Below are 26,753 nucleotides of genomic sequence, written 5' to 3'. Positions count from 1 at the left end.
TTATGACACAAGCAAACCAACAAGAAGTATTTAATCAGGTTAAAGATGCGCTTATCGAGCTATTCGAGCTAGATGCTGAAGAAATCACACCAGAAGCACATCTTTATCAAGATCTTGACCTTGATAGCATTGATGCTGTGGATCTGGTTGTTCACTTGCAAAATGTAACGGGCAAAAAAATCAAGCCTGAAGAGTTCAAAACAGTACGCACCGTCAATGATGTGGTTGAGTCTGTCGTTGAACTTCTCAAGGACGCATAGTGCGCCCCCTGCTGACCCTATTGTCGGCACTGATCATCTTCTCTTACCCAATTGCCGTCTACTTTGGGCTCAATAAGTTTGGCCTGCAAGCGGTAGGAGGAGTGTTGGCCACCGTGTTTCTGGTACGAATCGTGACCGGTGGTCAGGCTAAGATCAAAGAACTTAAACACCTTGCGTGGGTGAGTGGTGGTGCTGGTTTACTGCTACTGCTTTTAGGCATGATATTTAAACAACATGGTTGGCTCACCTACTATCCGGTTGTCGTCAATCTGTGTATGTTCACAGTGTTTGCACTGAGCCTCACTCAGCCTCAAACGATCATTGAACGCCTGGCTCGATTACAAGAGCCAGAGCTACCACAAAGCGGCATCGACTACACAAGAAAAGTAACCAAAGTTTGGTGTGGCTTCTTTGTGCTCAATGGTGCCATCGCACTCTATACTTGTTTCCAATCTCTTGAGTTGTGGACACTTTACAACGGTTTAATCAGTTATCTACTAGCTGGTATTTTGTTTGCCGTCGAGTGGGTAATCCGACAACGCGTACGTCAAAACTAAAATTATGAACAAACACCCTCGCTATACTTCTCTCGCTCAGCTATTCCTGGTGAATCGATCTCTAGATTCCGTTCTCTGTTTTGATGACAAGTCACAGATCAGCTGGCAAGAGTTTCAAAATGATGTAGCGAAACTTTGTCGTCTATTATCCGATGCCTCGACGCAACGTACCGCTATCTGTACTCAAGACAGCTACTTTTTTACAGTCGCATTCATGGCTTGTGCTTTATCAAACAAGCAGATTGTCCTGCCCGGTAATTATCAACCGGAAGCGCTATCTGAGCTCAGTAGTGAATATGACCTGCTGTTGGTTGATGAAAGTATTCAAGTGGTGAGCAACACCAACACTCTGCTCCTATCGAACCAACTCTTTGATACTCAAGCAGGCGATACGATCAATGAGTCAATCGATCTTAGCGCAATAAAACTGATTCTATTTACTTCAGGGTCAAGCGGCACACCGAAAGCGATACACAAAACACTAGAGCAGCTTGATATTGAGATTGCCGAGCTCAGTAAAAACTGGCAATCGATGCTGACAGGCAGCCGTGTTCACAGCACGGTTTCGCATCAGCATATCTATGGTTTGCTATTTCGTATCTTATGGCCGCTCTGCTCGTCAGTACCTTTTTCTCGTTTCAATTTGGAGTATCCAGAGCAAATCGTTTCGCATGCCGACTCACAAATGGTATTGGTAAGCAGCCCAGCTCTCTTGAAGCGTCTTTCTGAAGAGCAAAGTGCGAAACCTCTGGTTGGCGTTTTTTCGTCTGGTGGTCCTCTGCCATTAGCAGCCGCCCAACAAGCTCGCGCTCTATTTGGTGAACTGCCCATCGAAGTTTTTGGCAGCACAGAAACGGGCGGAATCGCTTACCGTCAACAGCTAGATGCTCAAACCCCTTGGCAACTCTTTTCATGTATCCAAGCTGAATTAAACCCAGAGAATTGCATCAAATTACTGTCACCTTATATTGACCGAGACAACTGGTACCAAACGGCTGATGAGTGTGAAATGGTCTCTGACAACCAATTTATTCTTAAAGGTCGTACTGACCGAATCATCAAGATTGAAGAGAAACGTATCTCTCTGGTTGAAGTAGAAAAGCGCCTTGAGCAGCTGTCGTGGATTAATGAATGCGCCGTTATCCCATTTGAAGAGCCAAATCGTTTGATTCTCGCTTCTGTGATCGTGCTTTCCGATGAAGGAAAACAGACGCTTAACAGTGTCGGTAAAGGCAAGTTTTGGTTACTATTACGCAATGAGCTTAGAAAGTGGCTTGAACCGATTGCGATACCAAGGCGTTTTAGAGTGGTTGAAGAGATCCCGCTCAATAGCCAAGGCAAGCGGCTCTCACCGCAAATAGAAAAAATCATAAACACGCAATAATTCGCCTTAAGCGACGTCATTAAAACAATAAAGTAAAGCCAGTGCTATGGACAAAAGAAAGCCAACCATTTTACAGATTGAGACCCAAACAAATGAGTCGACACTCACGCTTAAGGTGGATGCCGACTTAACTGACTTTAAAGGGCACTTTAAGGGTTTTCCTATCCTGCCCGGCGTCACTCAGATTGATTGGGCACTCACCTATGCAGTCCAAGAGTTGGGCGTACCGCCTCACTTTAAAGGTATGGAAGTGATCAAGTTCCAAGAACCCATTTTGCCCGATGCGACGGTCACATTGGCGCTAAAATGGGACTCAGATAAACAAAAACTGGCGTTTAGCTACACCTCAGATAACGGCAATTGCACGCACTCTTCAGGCAAAATGAAGCTGGGAGAGAAATGTGAATAGTGTGGTGAACACTGAGAATACAACGAGCTATCAAGCCTGTTTCTTGATCCCCTGCTATAACCACGGCTCAACCGTGGCAACGGTGATTGAATCCCTTAAAAGCTATGCGCTACCAATTATCTTGGTCGATGACGGGAGCAATAGCGAAACCAAGCAGCACCTAAAACCATTGACTGAGCTTGATGACGTGACTTTGGTGACTCTAATCGAGAACCAAGGCAAAGGCGGCGCAGTTAAAGCGGGAATTGAACGCGCTCAACAGCTGGGTTTCAGCCATGCCATTCAAATTGATGCCGACGGTCAACATGATCTAGAAGCTCTACCCAAGCTTCTAGAAAAGTCGCAAGCAGCACCAACCCACCTTATTTCTGGGCAACCAATCTATGATGAGAGCGTGCCTAAATCACGTCTGTACGGGCGTTACGCAACGCATATTTGGGTATGGATAGAGACCCTGTCTTTCTCAATCAAAGACAGCATGTGTGGCTTCCGCGCCTACCCGATTACTGCAACCCAAGCTGTACTCAACAAGTACGATGTTGGCTCGCGTATGGATTTCGATATCGAAGTGTTGGTGCGTCTGTACTGGGAAGGTTGTGATATTGATTTTATCGACACTCGCGTGATCTACCCAGAGGGCGGTATCTCGCACTTCGATGCGCTGTGGGACAATGTCAAAATCAGCTGGATGCATACTCGACTGTTTTTCGGCATGCTACCACGCGCTCCGAAACTGATCGCCCGCCACTTCAACAAAACAGAAAAAAGCGGCAGCAATCAACCCCACTGGTCACGCACTCAAGAGCGCGGCACAGTGCTGGGTATCAAACTGCTGTTGATGATCTACACCCTGCTTGGACGCGGTGTCTTCAATCTGATCCTCAAAGGCGTGATGCGCTACTACCACCTAACAGGAAAACGCGCCCGCGAAGCATCTGAGCATTATCTACACACACTCAAGCTGTATGCCGAGCAACACAATATTGATCTGCCAAGTAACCTAACCAGCTACCATCATTTGCTTTCGTTTGGTCACACTATGTTGGACAAACTCGCCGCTTGGAAAGGAGATTTCTCGGTTGAGAACCTAACGATTCATGGCCAAAATCAGTTTGAAAATATGGTCAACAATGAGCAAGGCGTGGTTATCCTAGGCTCGCATCTTGGTAATATCGAACTCTGTCGCGCACTCGGTCGCAGACACTCAAATATTAAGATCAACGCACTGGTCTTTACGGAGCATGCCGAACGCTTTAATTCGGTAATGAAAGCGGTAAATCCAAACTCAGACTTAAACCTTATCCAAGTCAGCTCAATGGGACCAGATACCGCTATCTTGCTTCAACAAAAACTTGAACAAGGTGAGTGGATCGTGATTGTTGGCGATCGTACCTCCACCAGCAAAGAGAGCCGCTCAGTATGGGCGGAGTTTTTAGGACAACAAGCGCCATTCCCACAGGGGCCATTTATGTTAGCTTCTGTTCTTAAAGCCCCAGTATTCTTGCTCTTTGGGCTTCGTGACGATAGCAGTAAAAAGCCTCATTTTAACGTCTACTTTGAACATTTTAGCGACAAGATAGTCTTACCAAGAAAGACGCGTGAACAGACACTGCAACAAGTGGTTCAGCAGTACGCTGACCGACTTCAGCACTACACATTGAAGGCCCCCCTTCAATGGTATAACTTTTTTAATTTTTGGACATTGAGCAATCAGCCCCATGACGAAAAAGATTCAAAATAGCATCACATTTGGTGCAGAACGCCTAACGATCGAAGACGTTGTCGCGATCTCTCAAGGTGCTAACGCAAGCATGAACACCGACCCTGCCTTCACCTCGAAGATTGATCGAGGTGTGGCATTTCTTGAACGCCTTCTCAAAGAAGAAGGGGTGATTTATGGTGTGACAACAGGCTACGGTGATTCGTGTACCGTTGCTATCCCACCTAACTTGGTGGATGAATTACCTCTGCACCTGACTCGCTTCCACGGTTGTGGCCTTGGTGAGACACTCACTCATGATCAAGCGCGTGCGGTATTGGCGACACGCCTTTGTTCACTATCCCAAGGCGTGTCAGGGGTTAGCCATGACTTGCTCAACCAAATCGTTACTCTGATCAACAATGACATTGCACCACGCATTCCTCAAGAAGGATCTGTAGGTGCAAGCGGTGACTTAACACCACTCTCCTACCTAGCGGCTGCGCTCATTGGCGAACGCGATGTGTTGTACAAGGGTGAAGTGCGACCAACGAGCGATGTATACAACGAACTAGGCATTACACCGATTAAGCTGAAGCCAAAAGAAGGCTTAGCGCTGATGAACGGGACATCGGTAATGACAGCTCTTGCATGTATCGCCTACAAGCGTGCTGAATACCTGTCTCAGCTATCAACTAAAATCACCGCTATGGTGTCTGTCGGCATGCACGGCAATGACTTCCACTTTGACGAAGCACTGTTTGCCGTGAAACCCCATCCGGGCCAACAACAGGTTGCCGCTTGGTTACGTGATGACTTGCAAGCTGATCGTCCGCCGCGCAATAGCGACCGTCTGCAAGACCGTTATTCACTGCGCTGCGCACCGCACGTTATCGGTGTAGTGGAAGATTCACTGCCGTGGTTACGTCAAATGATTGAAAATGAGCTCAATAGCGCGAACGACAATCCAATCATTGATGGTGATAACGAGCGTGTACTGCATGGCGGTCACTTCTACGGTGGTCACATCGCAATGGCTATGGATACGTTAAAAACGGCAATCGCTAACCTTGCCGATCTGCTTGATCGTCAAATGGCGCAGTTGATGGATTACAAATTCAACAATGGTCTACCGTTCAACCTGACAGGTGCTCAAGGTGAGCGTAAGCCAATCAACCACGGTTTCAAAGCGGTTCAGATTGGTATCTCTGCTTGGACCGCAGAAGCGCTAAAACACACCATGCCAGCAAGTGTGTTCTCTCGCTCGACCGAATGCCATAACCAAGACAAAGTCAGCATGGGTACGATCGCCGCTCGTGATTGCTTGCGAGTGCTAGAGCTAACTGAGCAAGTTGCCGCCGCTTCACTCTTAGCAGCAACGCAAGCTCTGGAGCTACGTAAGCGTGCTAATGAGCTCGACGAGCACCACATGAGCGACAACTTGAAGCAGATCCGTGATCAAGTGATGCAAGAGTTTAAGTTTGTTGTTGAAGACCGCCCATTGGAAAGCGATCTGCGTCTGTTTATTCAGCGTATTCAACAGCAGCACTGGACACTGTATTAAGCCGCCTAACTGTATTGACGAAAGAGCCAACTATGTCTGACATCCTTTATCCACTTTCAGCCGAGGTTACCATTGTGACCTCATTCCAAGACGCCGATCCAATGGGCGTTATCTATCATGGCAATTACTTCCGATTTTTTGAGGAAGCAAGACGCGTCATGATGGACAAGCTAAAGTACAACTACCTTGAGATGAAGGACTCAGGCTACATGTGGCCAATCATTAATACTCGAGTGAAGTATGTAAAAGCGATCCCATTCAACCATGAGATAAAAGTGACTGCGCGCCTCACTGAGTGGGAAAACCGACTGCGTGTCGACTACGAGATTCATGATGCCAAGACAGGCCAAAGAATGACCCGTGCTCACACAATGCAAGTTGCAGTGGCGATTGAAACAGAAGAGATGTGTTTTGCCTCTCCAAGCGCCCTCACCGAAAAGGTGAACCACTGGCATCAACATGGTTGCTTGAGTGAAGATCGCGCCTTTACCGCTAACAAAGAGAAGTCTTGCCATGAATCTGCTTAGCTTTCGTTCGCTGACCTCATTAGCAACCTGCTCCCGAGTGCTGTTGTGCTGCTTTCTGAGCCTGTTCGTTGCTTCTCATGTTTGGGCTGACTCAGAAAAAGGAGAAGTAAAGACACTTACTGATTTACAGACAACACTGAGTCACCAATCCATCATCCGTGGCGACTTCACTCAAACTCGCACGATGGAAATGTTCGATCAGCCGCTGTTATCGCAAGGCTCCTTTCTGCTTGATAAAGCCAATGGTCTATTGTGGAACCAAACCACACCTTTCCCTGTGCATTTAGTATTGACTGACAATAAGCTTAGCCAACGCTTTGGTAAACAACCTGCGCAAGTGATCACTGACAAAGAGAACCCAATGGCCTTTTACTTCAGCCATATTTTTCTTTCGGTGTTTCATGGCGATACTCAAAAACTGACAGAGCAATTTTCGTTGGATTTTTCACCAAGCGACGCAACGACAAGTTGGACTCTCTCACTCACGCCCAAGCATGCACCGATGAATGCTGTTTTTGAGCGCATAATTTTGCAAGGCAAGAGCGACATTGAACGCATCGAGCTCAAGGAGATCCGAGGCGATAGTACGCTCATCGAATTCTCTAACTTCAACCACCAACCGCAAAGACTCACGGATGACGAAGCACAGCAGTTCCAACTCTAAATTTGCCTTAACCTGGCTAATCCTCGTCATTTTTTTTAGCGGATTGTTAATCAAACAATTCGCTTTTTCTTCTGCAGTGCCGATTGAAACCAACATTCTGAAGTTACTTCCAAAGAATCAGCAAGATCCTTTGGCAGAGCAGGCTTTCGAGCAACTTTCTAACTCAATGAGCGAGCAGGTACTTTTTCTAGTCTCCTCCGAATCGGCTAAGCAAACGATCGCTGCTGCCGCAAGTTTTGAACGTGGTTTAAATCGTGACATGCTTGCCAACGAGTCCCCGCTGTTTTCTAAAGTTCAGGGGAAGGTCAGTGCCAACACGCAAAATCAATGGAGTGATTTCTATTTTCAGCATAGAGCCCAGCTCCTCACAGAACAGCAGAAGCAGACCTTAGAGCATGCGCCAGAGAACCAAGTTCAATACGTAATCCAGTCTCTCTATAACCCGTTTTCAGGAGTCACAGCGACAGAGCTGTCACTGGATCCATTTCTGCTGTTCCGTGATTACATTGGTGAAGTCGGCAAGACCAGCACCAACTTCACCCTGCAAGAGCACTACCTAACAACGCAGTCCGCAGGGCGCACTCATGTGTTGATCACCGCTACTTTGGCTGGTTCTCCTTACAATCTGAGTACTCAAGAGAAGCTGCCGCTCATAGAGTCGATTGAGCAAAATATCGAGCAAGAGTTCGGCGTTGAAATTGCACATACTGGCGTCGTGTTTTATGCCGACTATGGGACCAAGAGTGCTAAATCTGAAATCAATACCATTGGCCTTGGCTCCTTAGCTGGGGTCATTATTTTGATTTGGATGACATTCCGCAGCGCCCTTCCCCTCGCCTTATCATTAATCTCGATCGGCACCGGATTGTTGGTGGCATTGGCTAGCACGGTCGCGATTTTTGGCCAAGTGCACCTATTCAGCTTAGTGTTCGGCGCGAGCTTAATCGGTGTCTCTATTGATTACTCTTTCCACTATCTTACTGACCGGCTAGTTGCCGGGTCTCGCTGGCAAAGTGACAAAGGGCTAAAACATATTTTAATGGCGATAAGTCTTGGTTTAGTGACCAGCTTAATCGGTTACTTAGGGTTACTGATTGCTCCGTTCCCCGGCCTACAACAATTGGCGATGTTTTCGTCTATTGGTCTGTTTGCGGCCTACGCGACTGTAGTTTGTTGGTATCCGATATTAGCGAAGCGACCAAGTCAAGACCGACCGCTACCTCTTGCTTCCCTGCTGAACGCATGGCTCCAGCTTTGGAGCAAGCCTGCCCTGCGCTACGCCTTGCCAACGCTCATTGCTGCCGCTAGCATCGTCGCATTGACCCAAATTCAATACGATGATGACATTCGTCAACTGCAGGCGATGCCTGAGACATTGAAGGCGCAAGAGCAGACCATTACATCAGTATCAGGGATTGGCAATAGTCAGTCGATGCTGCTAATCACCGCAGGCAACGATCAAGCTCTGCTAAAATCACTGCATCGACTAGGCGACGAGCTGGATCAACTGGTCAGCAACGGGACGCTTTCTGGTTATCGAAGTATCCACCAGCTCCTGCCAACGACTCATGAGCAGAAGCTCAACTACCAACTCGTCAGTGAATTGTATCGCAATCAAAGCCAACCTCTACAGAGTGGACTGGGCTGGGCGAGCGTTCCTGAACTCCCTGTGTATCGAGAGATCACGGTGACCGACTTCTTACGCTCACCAGTGTCAGAACCCATGCGTTCATTGTGGCTTGACCCCATCAATGGTCAACAAGCCGCAATCGTGCTTCTCCAAGATATTGATGACTCACAGCGTTTTGAGGCGTGGTTAAACAGTAAAGAGACTCAGCTTTTAGGCATTAAGTACCTCAACAAAGCGGATGAAATCTCTTCACTATTTTCGGAATATCGCGTCAAAGTACTGGAGCTACTGCTGGTAGCACTGGCAGGTATTGGGCTGGTTCTAGGCTGGCGCTATGGCCCTAAAAGAGCCATCATCATGCTGCTGCCATCTATCATTGCGGGCGCGGCCGGGCTTGGCGTTACAGCCACTGTAGGCTCAAGCATCAATCTCTTTAACCTGCTCGGCCTTATTCTGATCTTAGGTATCGGTATCGATTACACGCTATTTTTTGCCGAACAGAAGAGGTCGCTTGGCACCCTACTCGCGATATCGCTCTCCGGCATCACAACGCTTCTCTCCTTTGGGTTGCTATCCCTAAGCCAGACTCACGCTATCCATAGCTTTGGTGTCACCGTGCTCACTGGTATATTTGTGGCGTGGTTGCTCTCTCCAATGGCGATAGGAGCTGAAGGTAATTCAGCGAAAAGAAGGACAAAATAATGGTTCTAGCACACCTTAAAACATGGCGCTATTCGATAAAGATCGGAGTAGCCTTTGTGCTTGCTGCAACGTTAAGTGCTTGCTCTCTCGGACCGCAGAGTACTCGCCAAGCCTTGGTCACTATTGATGAAAATACACAAGTTGCGCTTCCTAAACCAGCAAAGCTTGGCTATGAATTGACGACAAGCCAACTGATTACGGCGAGCTGGGGTGAAACACAACAACAGCTACCGGTACAACTGCAAGTTAATCAAAACAAGGTAGTGCTCGCAGGCTTCTCCTCTTGGGGTACCCGAATTTTATCTCTTCAGTATCAAGATGATACAATCGATACGCAGGTATTAACTGGGCTCGATGACACCCTGCCAGCACCAGAGCAAGTACTGTTCAATCTCATGCTAACGCTATGGCCAATCGAGGCATGGCAAAGTTCGATGAGCGACATAGGTTGGCACATTGTTGAAACAGCCAACCAACGTGTCGTCTACGATAAGAGCAATACACCGGTCATCGAAATCCGCTACTTTGCGACAGATAACCAACAGAAAGTAGAGGGAGACATTGTGTTTGAGCACCTCACACAGGGGTATCGCATCAATATCCAAACCCTGAGTTCAAACCTAACCACTCCAGCAACGAAGAACGAAACACTATGACGATTTACATTCATGCCTGTGGTTTTCACTCCGCTTTGGGTTCTAATCACAATGAGATTCACCAGCGCCTACAAAGTGGTGTTGGCTCAAATATGGTGGAAGCACTCGATCTATTAAATGATGGACAGCCAACAGTCGTCGGGCGAGTTGACGGTGAGCTTCCGAGCATCCAAGCACCTTTCGAGGAGTACAACTCACGTAACAATCGTCTTGCTTTGTCTGCGTTGTCGCAAATAGAGTCAGAGATCGAGCAAGCTAAAGCCAAATATGGTCATGACCGAGTAGCCGTTATTATAGGGACAAGTACATCCGGCATTTCAGATGGTGAGCTCGCGTTCACCGAGAAGTTGAAAAATGGACAATTTCCACAGTCATACCACTACTCTAAACAAGAGCTTGGTAATATCAGCGAATTCGTGAGTCACTATTACGACCTGCAAGGCCCAAATTACGCTATCTCTACCGCCTGCTCTTCAAGTGGCCGTGTGTTTTTGAGTGCCAAGCGACTGCTCAACTCAGGAATGGTCGATGCTGTCATTGTTGGCGGTGTCGATACCCTATGCAAACTAACCTTAAACGGCTTTCATGGCTTAGAGGCCTTATCTACCGAGCATTGCCAACCGTTCAGTGCGCAACGTAAAGGCATCAATATCGGTGAGGCAGCGGCCTTCATGTTGCTAAGTAAAAATAAGTTGAAACAGCCATCCGTCGCGCTGCTCGGTTGCGGCGATAGCTCTGACGCTCACCACATTTCTGCACCGCACCCTGAAGGCAATGGAGCAGAGCAAGCGATGCGAAATGCACTTCGTGATGCCGACCTAGAGCCAGAACAGATTGGCTATGTCAATGCGCATGGCACAGCGACGCCGCTCAATGACTCAATGGAAAGCAAAGCTATCTCGCGCGTCTTTCCAAACAAAGTGCCAGTGAGCTCAACCAAGCCACTTACCGGCCATACTCTCGGAGCAGCCAGCGCAGTCGAGGCCGCCATCGCATGGCATATCCTTAGTTTCGATTTATCGCTTCCCTTACAAAAATGTCAGGATAAAGCTGAAGATATCGATATTGATTTGGTAGACTGTTACCAAAAGCTCAAATCAAAAAACATCTTAAGCAACTCGTTTGCCTTCGGTGGAAACAACATTAGCCTGATTTTTGGTGTAGTAAATGACTAATATCCCTTCGGTAGACCAACTTCTTCCCCATGATGATCCGATGATTCTTATCGACAGAGCGATCAAGATAGAAGAACAAGCGATTCACTGCCAGGTAGATATTGGTGAACATCATCTATTCTACGACTCAGAATCTCAAACCATGCCCGCATATGTTGGCATTGAGTTTATGGCGCAGTCTGTCGCTGCATGGTCTGGGTATCATGCATTGAATCAAGGCGAGCAGCCTCCCATCGGTTTTCTTTTAGGTTCGCGTCGATACAAATCGCTTTGCGACCATTTTACTAAGGGACAAACCTTAGATATCTATGCAGAACAATTGATGGAAGATAGCGGCATGGCGGTGTTCACAGCAAAAGTAGAGCACCAAGGAGAGTTGGTGGCTCAGTGCCAACTCAATGTTTACGTGCCAACAGAACAAAAATTACAAGAAATGAAAACGAGGAATCAGTCATGACTCGCCAAGTATTAGTCACCGGTGCCAGCAAAGGCATTGGTAAGGCCATTGCTATTCAACTTGCCAAAGATGGCTTTCACATTGCTGTTCACTATATGGGTGACAAGCAGGGTGCCCAAGAGACTCTAGAGCAAATTGAATCAGAAGGGGGCTCAGGCCGTCTGATTCAGTTTGATATCAGTAATCGTGAACACTGCCGAGAGACACTTGAAGCAGATATTGCAGAGCACGGTGCATACTACGGTGTGGTAAACAATGCGGGAATTACTCGTGACACGGCTTTCCCTGCCATGACAGAAGAAGAGTGGGATGGCGTTATCCATACTAACCTAGATAGCTTCTACAACGTACTTCACCCATGCGTGATGCCGATGGTTCAAAAACGTAAAGGTGGCCGAATTGTCACTCTAGCGTCTGTCTCTGGCATCATGGGAAACCGCGGTCAGACTAACTACAGTGCTGCGAAAGCGGGTGTTATTGGTGCAACCAAATCGCTCGCCCTTGAACTGGCAAAACGCAAGATTACCGTGAACTGCGTCGCTCCAGGTCTGATTGATACAGGTATGGTTGATGAACATGTGAAAGAGCACGCGCTACCACAAGTTCCACTACGTCGCATGGGCGAGCCGGAAGAAGTCGCAGGCTTGGTGAGCTACCTCATGTCTGATATCGCCGCTTATGTCACGCGTCAGGTGATCTCTGTAAATGGAGGTCTAGTATGACCCGCCGTGTAGTCGTTACTGGAATGTCAGGCGTTACAGCCTTTGGCAACAACTGGCAAGATATCGAACCAAAACTAAAAGCGTGCGAGAACGCGACTCAGTACATGCCAAGCTTTGAGCAATATGACGGCCTCAACACCAAACTCGCTGCACCAATTGACGATTTCCAACTGCCAAAGCACTACAAGCGCAAGCAAGTTCGTGGCATGGGTCGTGTATCTCGCCTAGCAACGGTCGCGACCGAGAATGCTCTTGAGCAAGCTGGCTTAATTGGGCATGACGTATTAACCAATGGTGAAACTGGTATTGCTTACGGCTCTTCAACCGGCAGTACCGATGCGGTTGGTGCGTTTGGTGTGATGCTGAATGAGAAATCGACACGAGCAATTACAGCTACCACATACGTACAGATGATGCCGCACACAGCTGCAGTTAACGTGGGTCTGTTTTTCGGTCTTCGTGGTCGTGTTATTCCCACCAGCAGTGCATGTACGTCCGGAAGCCAAGCCATCGGCTACGCTTATGAAGCGATCAAGCACGGCTACCAAACTGTGATGGTTGCAGGTGGTGGTGAAGAGCTTTGTCCAACAGAATCTGCGGTGTTCGATACCCTTTTTGCAACCAGTTTGAAAAACGACACACCCAAGAAATCACCAAGTCCATACGACAGTGAACGCGATGGCCTAGTGATTGGTGAAGGCGCTGGTACTCTGATTCTTGAAGAGTACGAGCATGCGGTTGCACGTGGCGCTAAGATTTACGCGGAAATCATCGGCTTTGCCAGTAACTGTGATGCCGCCCACGTAACCCAGCCGCAAATGGAAACCATGCAGATCTGTATGGAAAAAGCCCTCAAAGATGCAGGCCTTGCTGCAGACAAAATTGGTTATGTTTCAGCACACGGCACCGCGACAGAGAAAGGTGACATTGCCGAGAGTAATGCAACAGCGAACATCTTCGGTGAAGTGCCAATCAGCTCTCTCAAGAGTTACTTTGGTCATACACTAGGCGCGTGTGGTGCGATTGAAGCATGGCTCAGCCTAGAAATGATGCATAGCGGTTGGTTCAGTCCAACGCTTAACCTTGAAAATGTGGATGAACAGTGCGGTAAGCTTGATTACATCACGGGCTCTGGTCGCGAATTGGATGTTAAATACCTAATGAGCAACAACTTTGCCTTTGGCGGTATCAACACCTCTATCATCTTTAAGAAAATTTAGTTTCAGTTAAATAAAAAGGGTCAGTAACCAAGTTACTGACCCTTTTTTGAATCTAATAATTGCTCAATTAAGCGTTAGCTTCACGCTCTGCGATGAACTCAAGAGCCATCTTGATGCGAGCGATAACGCGCTCTTTACCAACAAGCTCCATCACAGCATCCACAGAAGGAGACTGACCGCCACCTGTTACTGCTACGCGAAGTGGCATACCGATTTTACCCATGCCGATCTCTAGCTCTTCACAGACTGCTGCGATCACACCGTCTTTGATGTTTGCTGTTGTGAACTCTTCAAGCGCTTCAACTTTAGCAAGAGCAAGCTCTAGTGGGCCTTTAGCAACACCACGTAAGTGCTTCTTCGCCGCACCCGCTTCAAACTCAGAGAAATCTTCGTAGAAGTAACGAGATTGCTCTGCAAGTTCGATCAGCGTGTTACAACGCTCGCCGACTAGCTTGATCACTTCTGTGATAGCTGGGCCGTTTGCTGTATCAATCTTCTGCTCGTCTAGGTGCCATTGCAGGTATTTTGCAACGTACTCAGGCTCAGAAGTCTTGATGTAGTGGTTGTTCAACCAAAGTAGTTTTTCAGTGTTGAACGCAGACGCAGACTTGCTGATTGCATCTAGGCTGAATAGGTTAATCATCTCTTCTTGAGAGAAGATCTCTTGGTCACCGTGAGACCAACCTAAACGTACTAGGTAGTTGTTTAGTGCGTTTGGTAGGTAACCTTCATCGCGGTATTGCATTACTGATACAGCGCCGTGACGCTTAGACAGTTTCGCACCGTCATCACCTAAGATCATTGCACAGTGAGCGAACGTTGGAACTGGCGCGCCCAGTGCTTCATAGATGTTGATTTGACGAGGTGTGTTGTTGATGTGGTCTTCACCACGAACAACGTGTGTGATACCCATGTCCCAGTCATCCACTACTACTACGAAGTTGTAAGTAGGAGCACCGTCTGTACGACGAATGATTAGATCATCAAGTTGGCTGTTAGCAATTTCAATACGACCACGGATTTGGTCCTCAAATACTACGCTGCCCTCTTTCGGGTTGCGGAAACGGATAACGCACGCATCACCTTCTTTTGCTGCTGCGTTCGCTGCAACAACTTTAGGGTGGTTTGCATCGTAGCGAGCCATCTCTTTGTTTGCTTCTTGCTCTGCACGAATTTCGTCAAGCAGCTCTTTAGACGCGTAACATTTGTATGCTTTGTCTTCAGCAAGTAGCTTATCAACCATTTCGTTGTAACGATCAAAACGCTTAGATTGGAAGTAAGGGCCTTCGTCCCACTCCATACCCATCCATTGCATGCCCTCTAGAATTGCATCTACCGCTTCTTGAGAGTTACGCTCCAAGTCTGTGTCTTCGATACGTAGAACGAATTCACCGCCTTGGTTTTTAGCGAATAGCCAAGAGTAAAGTGCAGTACGTGCACCACCAACGTGAAGATAGCCAGTTGGGCTAGGAGCAAAACGAGTTTTAACCGTCATTTAAATACCTTGATTGTGTAGGTGATCAGTTCAGTGTCTGGTGGATAGACCCCTACTCACCAGTCCTAAAATTTGGGCGCTATTTTATCACTCCCATTCAATTCTACAATCAGTAGTGAGCGATAAATACTCGGTTCTTCATAGAAACCTTACCTTCAAGTTGAGTGATGATAGCAACAGACACCCACTTCCACGCCTCAGTACGTCCGTCTCAGCAACATTTTAAGAAATAATGTTGACCTTACCCTTACGGGAAGGTTTATGTTTAGCCATAGATGAGAATTGGAGTATCACTATGAACCACTACATGACCCCATTGAACGGCTTAAACTGCATGGGTTGCGCAAAAAAAATGCGTAACTTACTCAGTGACGTCGAGAATACCGACATCAACGACTTGTCTCCGACCTATATTGATGTGGTGACACCTTTAAGTTATCGCGAGATTTCAGAGCTAATCGGTACGCTGGGTTATTCTATTGGTCATCAGTGGCACTTATCTCTGTCTGGCTTAAACTGCGGCAAGTGCGTCAACAAACTCACATCGGCGCTACGAGAACACCCGCAAATTGGCACGTTTGATATCTCTAAAACAGAACTGATACTAACCACCCAGCTTTCTGAGGAAGAGGTTATCGAGTGTGTAGAGGCAGTAGGTTATCAAGCACGCCCATATTCAGAAGACACTGACACCGTTGAAGATAGAAAAGAAGCCAACTCAGAGAATACTCCGGTTCAGGATTCAACGGAGCAAGCACACGCGTATCACCTAGTTTTACAGGGCATGACCTGTGCTAGCTGTGTCTCTTCAGTCGAAAAAGCACTTAAGTCTGTTAATCATATCGAACGAGTCCAAGTTAACCTCGCCGAGCAAACCGCGCTCGTCTTTAGTTCGAGCAGCCGTGATCAGATAGAACAACCGCTTCTGCAAGCCGTAAAAGATGCTGGCTATCAAGCGGACTTTGTAGAAGATGCTCAGACTCAGCAAGAACAGCAGCAGCGTCAGCATACGAAGCTTCAGCGATCGTTTTTGATCAACTCGATCTCAGCACTGGCTCTGGGTGTGCCTATGATGGCATGGGGATTATTCGGCGGTAGCATGATGATCGAAAGTACTAATGACCAGATCGGTTGGGGCTTGATGGGGTTCATCTGCTTGGTACTACTTGCGACCTCGGGTCGACAATTCTTTATCAATGCATGGCAATCTTTACAGCATAAACGAGCAACCATGGACACCTTGGTCGCTCTCGGCACGGGTGCTGCATGGTTGTATTCAATGTTGGTCGTCATCGCACCGAGCTGGTTCCCGCAAGCGTCACGTCATGTCTATTTTGAAGCGAGCGCAATGATCATCGGTCTTATCTCTCTAGGGCACTATATTGAGGCCAAAGCTAAGGCTCGTACCACCCAATCATTGCAGGCCCTAATTAACCTTCAACCTCAACAAGCGACCGCGATTATTGATGGCAAAGAGCAGTCTATTGCCGTGGAAGCTATTGAAGTCGGTATGCAGATTCGAGTGAAGCCCGGTGAAAAGATGCCGATCGATGGTGTTGTTATCTCGGGCGAATCGTATGTCGATGAGTCGATGCTTACTGGCGAACCTCTACCGAACATTAAGAAAGCTGCAGACAAGGTATCAGCGGGCACTATTAATGGTGACGGCACCCTTGTAATAGAAACGACGGGTACAGGTTCTAGCACTATGCTTGCTCGTATTATTCAGATGGTTCGACAGGCACAGAGCACTAAACCTGCTATTGCCAAATTAGCCGACTCTATTTCGGCAGTATTTGTGCCTGTTGTTGTCGCTATTGCCGCTATTGCCGCTGGGGTTTGGTTTGTTTTCGGTCCAGAACCCAGCGCAAGTTACATGCTGGTTGTCTCAACCACAGTTCTTATCATCGCTTGTCCTTGTGCACTTGGGTTGGCAACACCTCTATCAGTCACCGTAGGTGTAGGCAAAGCAGCCGAGCTAGGCATACTGATTAAAGATGCCGATGTTCTGCAATCTGCAAGCAAGGTTGATGCAGTAGTGTTTGATAAAACGGGCACCTTGACCGAGGGCAAACCCCAAGTACAACAGGTGTTTAGTTACAACACCACTGAAGCTGAACTCATGACTCTCGCTTACTCTTTAGAGGTTGCTTCAGAGCATCCACTGGCTAAAGCGATATGTCAGCATGCCCAGTCTTTAAGCCTTGAGATCCAGCCAGTTTCAGAGTTTGAAAACCTACGCGGCCAAGGTATCAAAGCCAAGATAGATGACCAATGGGTGCAAGTGGGATCGCTCAGCTTTATGAAGAGTCTCGGTATCCAGCTTGAGACAGCAGTGAGCGCAATTGAAGCGTGTAACCAAGCTGCCTGGACTCCTATTTTTGTCTCTAAAAACCATCAACTAGAAGGCATTATCGGCGTTTCTGACACATTGAAAAGCGACAGCAAGTTAGCGATTCAACAATTACAAAATCGCGGTGTTCATACTGTGCTGCTGACTGGTGACAACCAAGCGGTCGCTCAAGCAATTGGCGCTCAATTAGGAATTGATGATGTCATCTCCGACGTACTACCTGACCAAAAAGCAGAACATATCGTCAAGCTGCAACAGCGCTATAATCAAGTTGCGATGGTTGGCGATGGTATCAATGATGCGCCCGCGCTTGCTCAAGCCGATGTCGGTATCGCAATGGGCAGTGGTAGCGATGTCGCCATCGAAAGTGCACAAATGACACTGCTTAACTCTTCTCCGGTTTCGGTAAGCAACGCGATTGAGTTATCGCAAGCTACGGTGAAGAATATGAAACAAAACCTATTTGGAGCTTTTGTTTATAATTCGCTCGGCATTCCAATTGCTGCGGGTGTGCTTTATCCATTTTTCGGGTTCTTATTGAGCCCAGTGGTGGCGGGAGCTGCGATGGCTCTCTCTTCCATAACCGTTGTAAGCAACGCAAACCGCTTACGACTATTCAAAACCACCGACAATAAAAACCAATAATTTTATCTTTATGAGGTACACCATGATTCGTAAAGTTCTCACTCTCACGGCGCTTACTTTTATGTCTGGACAAGCATTGGCTGCCAACGTGCTTAATCACAAATCTCCTTACTGTGGCTGCTGTACAGATTGGACCGTTCACATGCAAGAAGCTGGATTTACAGTAACAGAAAAGCTCCACGACAACATGAACGCGGTTAAGCAAAAACTTGGCGTAGCACCAGAGCTCGCCTCTTGCCATACAGCTGAGATCGATGGCTATGTATTCGAAGGTCACATCCCTGCTGATGACATCAAAGCTTTCTTAGATAACCCACCACGCAATGCTATTGGTCTTGCCGTTCCGGGTATGCCGATGGGATCACCAGGTATGGAGTATGGCGACCAAAAGGATGAGTATTCGGTATACGCTTTCAATGAGAAAGGTCAGGTGTTCGAGTATCGCCACTACAAAGGCAACTAAGCGTCCTTGCGCTAAAGCGAGTAACACTGAGCGCTGTTAGCCTATAACGAAAAATAGAGCCTAGTCACTACACACCTAAGAATTAGACTAACCTAAGACTTAGATTGCAAACTAGGCTCTTTGCTTTGGACAGTAAAGCAAATTTTATAGCACCAACTAGGCTATTGATGCTAAATCCCCCCTTGTGCACTCGGCTGTGCATAAGAGCCGACAAGAGCACCCTCTTGCCGCTAGAACTCAATTAGAAGCCGTAAGAAGCACCGAATACGAATGCATTGTTCTGCTTAGAGTCACCATTTGCGAAATCTACACCGTTAGCTTGGCTACGGAACTCAAAGTAAGGTTGGACACCTTGACGAGTCCATGTTGCACGCAACTCGTGGTCCATTGCTTCAGCTTCGATCATGTAAACGTTGTTGTAGCTAAGCGCAAGATCATCGTTAACTGTGTAGCCGATGCGGTTGTCCATGCGATAATCTGTTTTATCATCGTTAGAAGTTGCATCAATATGAGCACGTGTGCGGTTGCTGATCGAAATACCGTTATCGAAGTTATAGCCAATCTTTACAAGAGGACGGTACTGAATGCTTTCACCTGCAGAGAATAGATGCTGGTAACCCGCCGCAACCCATAGATTGTCAGTAATGTTGAAAGATTGCTCACCGCCTACGGTAATCCCCGGAGTTGTATTACCTGCACCGCCATTTTCAGACTCAAGTTTACCCAGTTGGATACCATCAAACTCAGTGTAAACAGTTAAGCCCCCTAGAGAATTATCAAACGTATGGCCAGCTTCGAGTGTTGAAGTCATGTCAGAACCGTGAATACGACCGTCATCATGGAGCTGAATGTTACCTGTTACGTAAGAAGAACCAGCAAAAGCACTAGAAGAGAAAGCAAGAGATAGAGCACTTAGAGCGATAATTTTTTTCATAGTAAACTGCCTTAGTTTGATTTTTCAGCGGCATATCTTTGGTACATCATTCACCTTCGCCGCTTGAGTAATGGGTTGCCTCCCTGGCATGAAATCTATGTTGCTCGAATTAATTTTCGTTTCAAAATAAAAGAGTCATCTCAGTGATCTTCCTCACCGTCAAAAAACAACAAGTTATTTTTAACTTTGTATTCAATTACTTATAAAAAGTAAAAATTGATAAAAACCGTACTCATAAACTAAAAACCACTTTAGATCACACAAATGTCAGATCTTCAAACGGTTTTGAGTCGTTCAATCACACTGATTTGAGACTTTTTTATAGCAGACTTATTTTTTAGAGAAAATAATGAGAGCTTCATCACCATGATGATGAATCAGAGCCAAATCATAATCTTCAACTGCCGCCTAACCTCGCAACCCCACTTTAAACAGATCGAGTATTCAGCAACAAAAAAACTCCCTATGAAAAGGGAGTTTTTTCATTAAACTTTGTTATGTGTTTACTTTACCGAGGTCACTCGGCTCGCTCGCTCGCCACTTTCTGAGATAGAGCGGATGTAAACTTCACCTTCAGTGCTTGGTCGCTGATTGTCGTCGTACGTTAGCCAAGTTTCACCATCCACAGAGTATTGCAGTTCTACACCCGGGAACTGAACGTTCATTGCCAGTTTACCCGCTTCAACTTTCGCGCCTGGTACAGGTAGGCGGTAGTCGATACCCGCTTTTTCTAATTTAGCCAGTTCGCGTTGGCCAAGTACGTTCGCAAAGCGGTTGTAGTCTTGGTTTAGCGCAGCTTTGTCTACTAGGTTAGAGTTTTGCGAGTATTCAACACCCACTTTGTAGTCGTTTTCCCAATCAGCACGGTGCCATGCACGCTCAGCGGCTGCTAGTACGCGAGGGAATACCATGTACTCGTATTGCTCGTCGTTACGTACTGTCTCAGACCAAAGCTGTGCTGATAGACCGTAGAAAGGTTTCGCTTCGATTTCACCTTTACCAGTGAAGCCTTTACCATCGCGGTCTACAGAGGTTTCTGCGTTCTGAGGCATGTTCTCTGGTGCAAAGCCAAACATCTTACGAGTATCTGTTGCACGTGTTGCCCAGTAGTAACCACGCTCTTTCGGGTCAACTTCGTATGGCATGTCCATGTACACGTAGTCTGGGTTAGAAACGATCACGTCGTAACCTTTCTTAGACCACTCGTACACTGATGATGTACCACCCCAGTAAAGAACATCCCAGAAGTTAACACGTGTGTTTTCTGTTGCGAACGCTTTCTCACCTTCACTGTATTTAAGGCCATCTTGCCAAGCTTGGAAGTTTGGAATGCCCTTCTCTGCCACAATCTTAGACACTTCTTCTGCAAAGTGGCTTGGTAGATGAGCAAAATCGCTTACTGTACCGTCCGCAATTAGCGTCTGACATTGTGGAGATTGTGCGAATGGCTTGTCTTGTTTAGACAGGTCAATCGTACCTTTCCAGCTTACTTTCTCTTCAGCGTTCACATCTTGGAAACCAGCGCCTAGCTTGATGTTCTTCGCTTCGTCACCACCAAAGTGCCATGTTGTTAGCGGCGTGCCCGCTTCTTGGTGCATTGCTGCTACTTCTGAAATCACTTTATCAACAAAGCGAGTTGAAGATTCCATACATGGGTTGATGAAGCTTTGCTTGTTGTAGAACTGAACCGTCGTTACGTTCGATGTATCTTGAGGATCCATCAGGCGGTACTCGTTCGCTTCTGCTTCTTTACCTTCTTCCATTAGGCGGTCGTAACGTGCTTCCATTGATACCACTGCTGCACGAGCGTGCGCTGGCATATCAATTTCAGGAATCACTTCGATGTTACGCGCTTTCGCGTACTTCAAGATGTCCACGTAGTCTGCTTTGCTGAAGAAGCCAGAACCAAAGTTGTCTGTCGTTGCACCTGAGCCAAGCTGAGGCAGTAAACAGCTTTTCTCTTCCAAATCGAAACAACGGTTAGCACCCACTTCAGTCAGCTCAGGCAGACCCGGGATTTCTAAACGCCAGCCTTCATCATCCGTCAGGTGAAGGTGTAGTTTGTTCATCTTGTACGCTGCCATTTGGTCAAGCGTTGCAAGAATTGCGTCTTTAGAGTGGAAGTTACGAGCCACGTCCACCATCACACCACGGTAATCAAAACGCGGCGCATCTTTAATAGACAGTTGTGGTAGAGAATCAGCATTTTGGCTATCTACCAGGCCAAAGATAGATTGTACTGCGTAGAAAGCACCTGCTTGGTCAAACGCTTTGATCGCAATACCGTCGCCTTTGATGCTCATTTCGTAAGCACCAGATTTTGCTAATTCACCGGTGAAGTCTGCAGGAACAACAGTGATGCTTACAGGAAGATCACCACGAACATCCACACCTACCACTTCTGCACGATCTTGAATTGCTGCGTATTGAGTCGCATCGAATGCGTCTTTAGGCAGCGCAATACCCGCCGCGATCTCTACTGTACCTTTACCTGCTTCAACAGACATTGGCGTTGGTAGTAACGTGGTTGATACGTCTTGTTTTGCTAGGTCTTCGTTCTTCTCGAAACGAGACACAGCGTTTGCAAATACGTTGTTGTCATCTGGCGTACGTTTTAGGTTGTTACCCTCAAGGCCAGTCACGAAAGATGTAACGTCTTCTGTGTTAAGAGAAGCGATCATCTTAGGCTCTGCATTTGGTGCAGCAACGAAAGCGCCTGGCATGAAGTCAGTTTCAAATAGCTGCCAGTATTCAGCAACAAGAGGAAGCACAACCTCTTCACCCGCAGCAAAACCATCAAACTTATCTGTCGGTTCTAGTTTGTGTAGGTCACCCGTTACGCGAGAGATTTTGAACTGCTCGTTTTCAACATCCAAAATCAGACGAATGCTGTGGAAGTAAATAGCCCAATCTTTAGAGTCAACCGCGTCACCTTGGTTAACCAGCGTCATGTTTACCTTGTTACAAGATGCCCATTCTGCGCCTAAGTCCTGACATGCGAGACCTTCATTCGCACCATGATTCGTCAACACCTCATATTGAACATCAAGATTGTCCGCCAACGTATTCACGACTTGTTGCTCTGTCGATTGTGTAACAGCACATCCTGTTAACCCGGCTAAAACTGCGACTGATAATAAGTTTCTCTTCAACATCATATTCACCCATAAGTTAAAATTGTGTGGAAGCAAATAAGTGCGCCTCCAAAAGATAAATTCACTATATGACGTTATTTTTTGCCGTGAATTAAATCGAAGCAAGAAGGTGATCAACTTCAAACGCCGATGGGAAACAAAAATATAAAAGCTTTTAAATCATAAACTTAAATACAACGAACAATCCGTCATTTTTGTTTTGACGTAAATATTGGGAATCACTTCACAGATTCTAAGACAAAATTGATAGATTACTCACCGCATTTCGCTGTGATATTTTTAAAGTCAAATCAATGAGCGGATTTTTTATCGCTATAACGTGATTAATCTCTAATAAAATTACGTTAAAAACCAACGTCAAAATGGATTTTAACGAGCGACTACAATCAATTAAGGAGCCAATGTGCGCCAAATACTCAGCTTTATTGTTCTCTTCTGTACAGCGTGCTCGACCGCAATCGCAGAGCCTCTCTTCTGGCAGGCGAAAAAAGGTCAACTTGAGTTCATCATTTTTGGCTCTGTGCATGCCGGCAATGAATCCATGTATCCGCTTCCTAATCCAATCAACAATGCACTTAAACGCAGTAATGGACTTATCTTGGAGGCAGACCTCAAACAGACCGGAGGCTTAAAGTACCCTTCGACAACAATCACAACCGCTGATGTGCTCGATGACACTCAACAGGCGCAATTTAAACAGATCACCCAATCTCTCAACTTACCGCTTCAGCAAATGTTACTTTCACCACCGTGGGCTACAGCACTCACAATCCAAATGAAGCAGTTTGAGCAACTAGGTTATCTGCCGCAGTTTGGTGTCGACGCTCACGTTGCTGCTCTTGCACAACAGCTTAATAAGCCTCTTATTACCTTAGAGTCATTGCAGTTCCAGATTGATTTGATTGCTCAAGGTAGAGAGGGAGGCAAAGAGCTACTGCTGAGCTCTATTGAAGAGTTTGATGAAACGGGCGAGGCAACCCGCTGCTTGATCGATAGTTGGAAAGCGGGAGACAAGAAAAACCTAGAGCGTATCGCAGAACTGGCCGCCATGTCACCGGAGCTAACCGCAGCGTTTCTTACCGATCGCAATCATGACTGGGCTAATAAGCTGAGCAGTAACAATTGGAAGCTAAAACAAGAGGCAACGTATTTAGTTGTGGTTGGTGCAATGCATCTTATTGGCGAACAGAGTCTTATCGACTTGTTGAAGGCACGCGGTTTTGAAGTGGTTCAGTTGTCGAAGAGTGAACAGACGCAATGCGAAGTGAAATAGCAGCTGTCGTAAGTCATTCATCGAGTGATGATATTTCGTATCCAATTATGTTAAGGATTGACCTTAGGGGTCAGTCCTTTCTTTTGAAGATGGAAGAAGATTCCCTACTCGCTCCTTCGCCGCTCTAGGGAATGACATATCCGCTAGAATGCAAAAAAGCCGTAGCCCCTATCTATTATAAGGAGGGCTACGGCTTTCTTTAATGTGGTCGGTGAAGAGCTTATTTTGAACATCAGGCGAACCCTATTTGGGTTCTATTCCTTTTCCTACACCCTAAAACGACGAAAGCCTGCTCATTGAGGAGGCTTTCTAAAAATGGTCGGTGAAGAGCGTGTTTTGAACATCAGGCGAACCCCATTTGGGTTCTATTCCTTTTCCTTACCCTAAAACGACGAAAACCTGCTCTTTGAGCAGGCTTTCTAAAAGTGGTCGGTGAAGAGGGATTCGAACCCCCGACCCTCTGGTCCCAAACCAGATGCGCTACCAAGCTGCGCTATTCACCGAGATATCTAACTGGCTCATTGCCTGTCGATGGAGCGTATAATACGGAATCTGAGTTTATCCGCAAGCGCTTTTTTCATTATTTCCTTCAATATTATACCGTTCGAACAAAAGACAACCAAGCACGATGAGAATGTGACCAAATACACACACTCACCAACAAAGATTTAACTTATGCAACAGGATTGATCCAGATCAGTAAACCGATAGGTTCAGTTAATAGAATTATACGTGTCACATAACTTTGAGGTATACACATGGACTTTTGGCTAGATCTCCTATTTGGTAATGCAGTGGGACTATCTTCAATGATAGTAATCTTCGGGGCTCTTGGTCTCATGATGTTTTATGGAGGCTTCTTCATTTACAAGGTTATGACCGACAAATCTCCTCACTAGAGTCGCCAAGCCTTAATCACCAACCTGTTTAAGTTGGGACTTAAAGATGCTTTGCACCGGAGCTGACTAATATTGTCTGCTCCGGTTTTTTCGTTTTTGAACCACCCCATAACTTAGGTATACTTTCTTTATCCTTCTCCAACTTGAGATAACCACTATGTCTCATGATGACGACCTAGATCTATTCCAACAAATGATGGGCGACGTTAAGCGTATTGACCAAGATACCGCGGAGCATCAAAAAGTTCACCGAGTCACCGAATCTCACCTTGCTAAGCGCGAAGCGGCAATGTGGCTCTCTGACGATGAAAAAGATTACCTCTCTCTAGACTACTCTCCGATGTTGAAACCTGAAGATATCGTGGAGTACAAAAAAGATGGCGTGCAAGATGGCGTATACAAAAAGCTGCGCTTAGGAAAATACCCAATTCAGGCCAAGCTCGACCTGCACCGAAAAACGCTTAAGGATGCACGTAACGAGATCCTCTCTTTCTTGCGTCAATGTCTACGTATGGATATTCGTACTGTGATTATTGTTCATGGTAAGGGTGAACGCTCTAACCCACCAGCGATGATGAAAAGCTACGTGGCAAACTGGCTATCGCAGATTAATGACGTGCAATGTGTTCACTCTGCTCAGCAGTTCCATGGCGGCACGGGCGCGGTGTATGTGATGCTAAGAAAAAGTGACGATAAAAAGTTAGAAAACCGAGAAAGACATCAAAAGCGCATGAGTTAGCTCAGGAAATTTAATTCGTGCTCAAGCTCACACTAGATGCTAAAATTATGCGCAGTTAAAGATACATACTCAGAAAGCAACTACTCGGTAGTTGCTTTTTGTTTACCTATATTCCGTTGTGAAACGCTAAGAGAAAATCATGTCACAAGAATCCCAAGCGAAACGTCTCAATAAATACATCAGTGAAACTGGCTTTTGCTCACGCCGTGAAGCTGACAAGCTAGTTGATGCTGGCCGTGTCACCATTAATGGCAAGACTCCAGAAATGGGCACAAAAGTCCTACCCGGTGATGACGTAGAGATTGATGGCAAACCTGTTCGCTCGAAAGAGAAGCCTATCTATATCGCTCTAAACAAGCCAACCGGTATCACTTGTACTACTGAACGTGATATCCCAGGGAACATTGTCGACTTTGTGGGCCACCATAAACGTATCTTCCCTATTGGTCGTCTTGATAAACCTTCAGACGGCTTGATTTTCTTGACCAACGATGGCGATATCGTCAACAAGATCCTTCGTGCCGGCAACAACCACGAGAAAGAGTACGTAGTTCGTGTTGATAAACCAATCACAGGCGAGTTCTTGAAGAAAATGGCGTCAGGCGTACCGATCCTAGATACCGTTACCCTGCCATGTAAGGTGGAAAAAGAGACCAAGTTCTCTTTCCGTATTACTTTAACTCAAGGCTTGAACCGTCAGATTCGTCGTATGTGTGAAGCCTTAGGTTACGAGGTATTCAAGCTGCGTCGCGTGCGTATCATGAACATCTCCCTTGATGGTATTCCTAACGGTAAATGGCGCTACCTAAGTGATGACGAGATCGCGGAAATCTTGGCAATGTGTGAAGGCTCAGTGAGCACAGAAGAAGCGTCGAAACTAAACGCTAAAGGTCAACGCATTCGCAAAGCAACCGATGCAAAACTGTTTGATAGCCGAGAAGAGAACCAAGGCTCTAGAGCGCGTCGTAATCAGAAAGAGAACCGCCCACGTACCTTCAAAGGTAATAATGCCGACGAATTCCGTCATGCGCCAAACTCTAAGCGTGGTAAACGTCCATCTCACGGTGACGACCAGCAACGTGATGAACGTCAACGTGCGAATCGCCAAGACCAAGAGCGTAATAACAACCGTGGTAAAGCGCCTTCTCGTCCTCATAGCAAGCCGACAAAC

21 protein-coding genes, 1 tRNA gene and 3 pseudogenes are annotated in these 26,753 nt (G+C 46.6%); 21 read left to right on the top strand and 4 right to left on the bottom strand.

From position 1 onward, the window contains the following. Window positions 1-2 precede the first annotated feature (2 nt). The 15 genes and pseudogenes from AC6I7V_RS03705 to AC6I7V_RS03635 all read left to right on the top strand — a co-directional run bounded on the left by AC6I7V_RS03705 (window position 3) and on the right by AC6I7V_RS03635 (window position 13,626). The gene (locus AC6I7V_RS03705; RefSeq protein ID WP_032550100.1) at window positions 3-260 is read left to right on the top strand and encodes an acyl carrier protein; all 258 of its coding nucleotides are present in this window, start codon (window positions 3-5) and stop codon (window positions 258-260) included. Beyond that, complete coding sequence (locus tag AC6I7V_RS03700) at window positions 260-817, top strand: COG4648 family protein (RefSeq protein WP_255231233.1); 558 nt, start codon at window positions 260-262, stop codon at window positions 815-817. Before AC6I7V_RS03705 ends, AC6I7V_RS03700 begins: the two co-directional genes overlap by 1 nt. A 4-nt stretch (window positions 818-821) precedes the next feature. Continuing rightward, the gene (locus AC6I7V_RS03695) at window positions 822-2,201 is read left to right on the top strand and encodes an AMP-binding protein (RefSeq protein ID WP_498011355.1); all 1,380 of its coding nucleotides are present in this window, start codon (window positions 822-824) and stop codon (window positions 2,199-2,201) included. 46 nt (window positions 2,202-2,247) lie between these two features. Next, window positions 2,248-2,610 carry an ApeI family dehydratase gene (locus AC6I7V_RS03690; protein ID WP_255231235.1) on the top strand — a complete coding sequence of 121 codons (363 nt, stop codon included), beginning with the start codon at window positions 2,248-2,250 and terminating at the stop codon, window positions 2,608-2,610. Next, window positions 2,603-3,361, top strand: a pseudogene (locus AC6I7V_RS03685) (glycosyltransferase family 2 protein); the annotation flags it as partial. The gene AC6I7V_RS03690 and the pseudogene AC6I7V_RS03685, both read left to right, overlap by 8 nt. A 9-nt stretch (window positions 3,362-3,370) precedes the next feature. Continuing rightward, window positions 3,371-4,351 (top strand): annotated as a pseudogene (locus AC6I7V_RS03680) (lysophospholipid acyltransferase family protein); the annotation flags it as partial. Then, complete coding sequence (locus tag AC6I7V_RS03675) at window positions 4,329-5,873, top strand: HAL/PAL/TAL family ammonia-lyase (protein WP_498011354.1); 1,545 nt, start codon at window positions 4,329-4,331, stop codon at window positions 5,871-5,873. The pseudogene AC6I7V_RS03680 and the gene AC6I7V_RS03675, both read left to right, overlap by 23 nt. Before the next feature lie 32 nt (window positions 5,874-5,905). Next, window positions 5,906-6,400: an acyl-CoA thioesterase gene (locus AC6I7V_RS03670; RefSeq protein ID WP_498011353.1), complete on the top strand. Its 495-nt coding sequence runs from the start codon at window positions 5,906-5,908 to the stop codon at window positions 6,398-6,400. Next, entirely contained in the window at window positions 6,387-7,064 is a 678-nt protein-coding gene (locus AC6I7V_RS03665) for an outer membrane lipoprotein carrier protein LolA (RefSeq protein WP_498011352.1), read from the top strand. Before AC6I7V_RS03670 ends, AC6I7V_RS03665 begins: the two co-directional genes overlap by 14 nt. Beyond that, window positions 7,036-9,396, top strand: coding sequence for an MMPL family transporter (locus tag AC6I7V_RS03660; RefSeq protein ID WP_498011351.1), 2,361 nt, complete (start codon window positions 7,036-7,038; stop codon window positions 9,394-9,396). Before AC6I7V_RS03665 ends, AC6I7V_RS03660 begins: the two co-directional genes overlap by 29 nt. Next, complete coding sequence (locus tag AC6I7V_RS03655) at window positions 9,396-10,052, top strand: DUF3261 domain-containing protein (RefSeq protein WP_498011350.1); 657 nt, start codon at window positions 9,396-9,398, stop codon at window positions 10,050-10,052. Before AC6I7V_RS03660 ends, AC6I7V_RS03655 begins: the two co-directional genes overlap by 1 nt. After that, window positions 10,049-11,227 (top strand): beta-ketoacyl-[acyl-carrier-protein] synthase family protein, encoded by a 1,179-nt coding sequence (locus AC6I7V_RS03650; protein ID WP_498011349.1) that lies wholly within the window; start codon window positions 10,049-10,051, stop codon window positions 11,225-11,227. The genes AC6I7V_RS03655 and AC6I7V_RS03650 overlap by 4 nt, the downstream gene beginning before the upstream one ends. Then, entirely contained in the window at window positions 11,220-11,684 is a 465-nt protein-coding gene (locus tag AC6I7V_RS03645; RefSeq protein ID WP_255231243.1) for a hotdog family protein, read from the top strand. Before AC6I7V_RS03650 ends, AC6I7V_RS03645 begins: the two co-directional genes overlap by 8 nt. Then, window positions 11,681-12,406 (top strand): 3-ketoacyl-ACP reductase FabG2, encoded by a 726-nt coding sequence (locus tag AC6I7V_RS03640; RefSeq protein WP_498011348.1) that lies wholly within the window; start codon window positions 11,681-11,683, stop codon window positions 12,404-12,406. The genes AC6I7V_RS03645 and AC6I7V_RS03640 overlap by 4 nt, the downstream gene beginning before the upstream one ends. After that, window positions 12,403-13,626, top strand: a complete 1,224-nt coding sequence (locus tag AC6I7V_RS03635) for a beta-ketoacyl-ACP synthase (RefSeq protein WP_498011347.1) — start codon at window positions 12,403-12,405, stop codon at window positions 13,624-13,626. Before AC6I7V_RS03640 ends, AC6I7V_RS03635 begins: the two co-directional genes overlap by 4 nt. A 67-nt stretch (window positions 13,627-13,693) precedes the next feature. Here AC6I7V_RS03635 and gltX read toward each other — a convergent pair whose 3' ends face one another. Next, the gene (gene gltX, locus AC6I7V_RS03630; RefSeq protein ID WP_255231247.1) at window positions 13,694-15,121 is read right to left on the bottom strand and encodes a glutamate--tRNA ligase; all 1,428 of its coding nucleotides are present in this window, start codon (window positions 15,119-15,121) and stop codon (window positions 13,694-13,696) included. 232 nt (window positions 15,122-15,353) lie between these two features. Between gltX and AC6I7V_RS03625 the strand changes: the two genes are divergently transcribed. Further along, complete coding sequence (locus tag AC6I7V_RS03625) at window positions 15,354-18,119, top strand: heavy metal translocating P-type ATPase (protein WP_498011346.1); 2,766 nt, start codon at window positions 15,354-15,356, stop codon at window positions 18,117-18,119. Between the two features lie 22 nt (window positions 18,120-18,141). Further along, a complete protein-coding gene (locus AC6I7V_RS03620) occupies window positions 18,142-18,582 on the top strand; it encodes a DUF411 domain-containing protein (protein WP_261882707.1) in 441 nt (146 codons plus the stop codon). A 241-nt stretch (window positions 18,583-18,823) separates the two neighbouring features. Here AC6I7V_RS03620 and AC6I7V_RS03615 read toward each other — a convergent pair whose 3' ends face one another. Then, entirely contained in the window at window positions 18,824-19,516 is a 693-nt protein-coding gene (locus AC6I7V_RS03615; RefSeq protein WP_255231250.1) for an oligogalacturonate-specific porin KdgM family protein, read from the bottom strand. 503 nt (window positions 19,517-20,019) lie between these two features. Next, complete coding sequence (locus AC6I7V_RS03610; protein ID WP_498011345.1) at window positions 20,020-22,671, bottom strand: beta-N-acetylhexosaminidase; 2,652 nt, start codon at window positions 22,669-22,671, stop codon at window positions 20,020-20,022. A gap of 403 nt (window positions 22,672-23,074) precedes the next feature. On the opposite strand from AC6I7V_RS03610, the gene AC6I7V_RS03605 reads away from it, so the two are divergent. After that, a complete protein-coding gene (locus AC6I7V_RS03605) occupies window positions 23,075-23,944 on the top strand; it encodes a TraB/GumN family protein (protein WP_498011344.1) in 870 nt (289 codons plus the stop codon). A gap of 426 nt (window positions 23,945-24,370) precedes the next feature. Here the strand turns inward: AC6I7V_RS03605 and AC6I7V_RS03600 are convergent. Continuing rightward, window positions 24,371-24,447: transfer RNA gene (locus AC6I7V_RS03600), tRNA-Pro, on the bottom strand. Window positions 24,448-24,702: 255 nt separating this feature from the next. Here AC6I7V_RS03600 and AC6I7V_RS03595 point away from each other — a divergent pair. The 3 genes and pseudogenes from AC6I7V_RS03595 to rluF form a co-directional block, all read left to right on the top strand. Beyond that, window positions 24,703-24,843 (top strand): DUF3149 domain-containing protein, encoded by a 141-nt coding sequence (locus AC6I7V_RS03595; protein WP_004739790.1) that lies wholly within the window; start codon window positions 24,703-24,705, stop codon window positions 24,841-24,843. 157 nt (window positions 24,844-25,000) lie between these two features. Next, on the top strand, window positions 25,001-25,582 hold the full coding sequence (gene smrA, locus AC6I7V_RS03590; RefSeq protein WP_032550078.1) for a DNA endonuclease SmrA: 582 nt from the start codon (window positions 25,001-25,003) through the stop codon (window positions 25,580-25,582). A gap of 139 nt (window positions 25,583-25,721) precedes the next feature. Next, window positions 25,722-26,643, top strand: a pseudogene (gene rluF, locus AC6I7V_RS03585) (23S rRNA pseudouridine(2604) synthase RluF); the annotation flags it as partial. Between the last annotated feature and the right edge of the window lie 110 nt (window positions 26,644-26,753).

The organism is Vibrio sp. KUL70 (assembly GCF_059725515.1).
The sequence above is the reverse complement of the archived record's forward strand: the minus strand, read 5'-3'. Positions and strand labels throughout refer to the sequence as shown.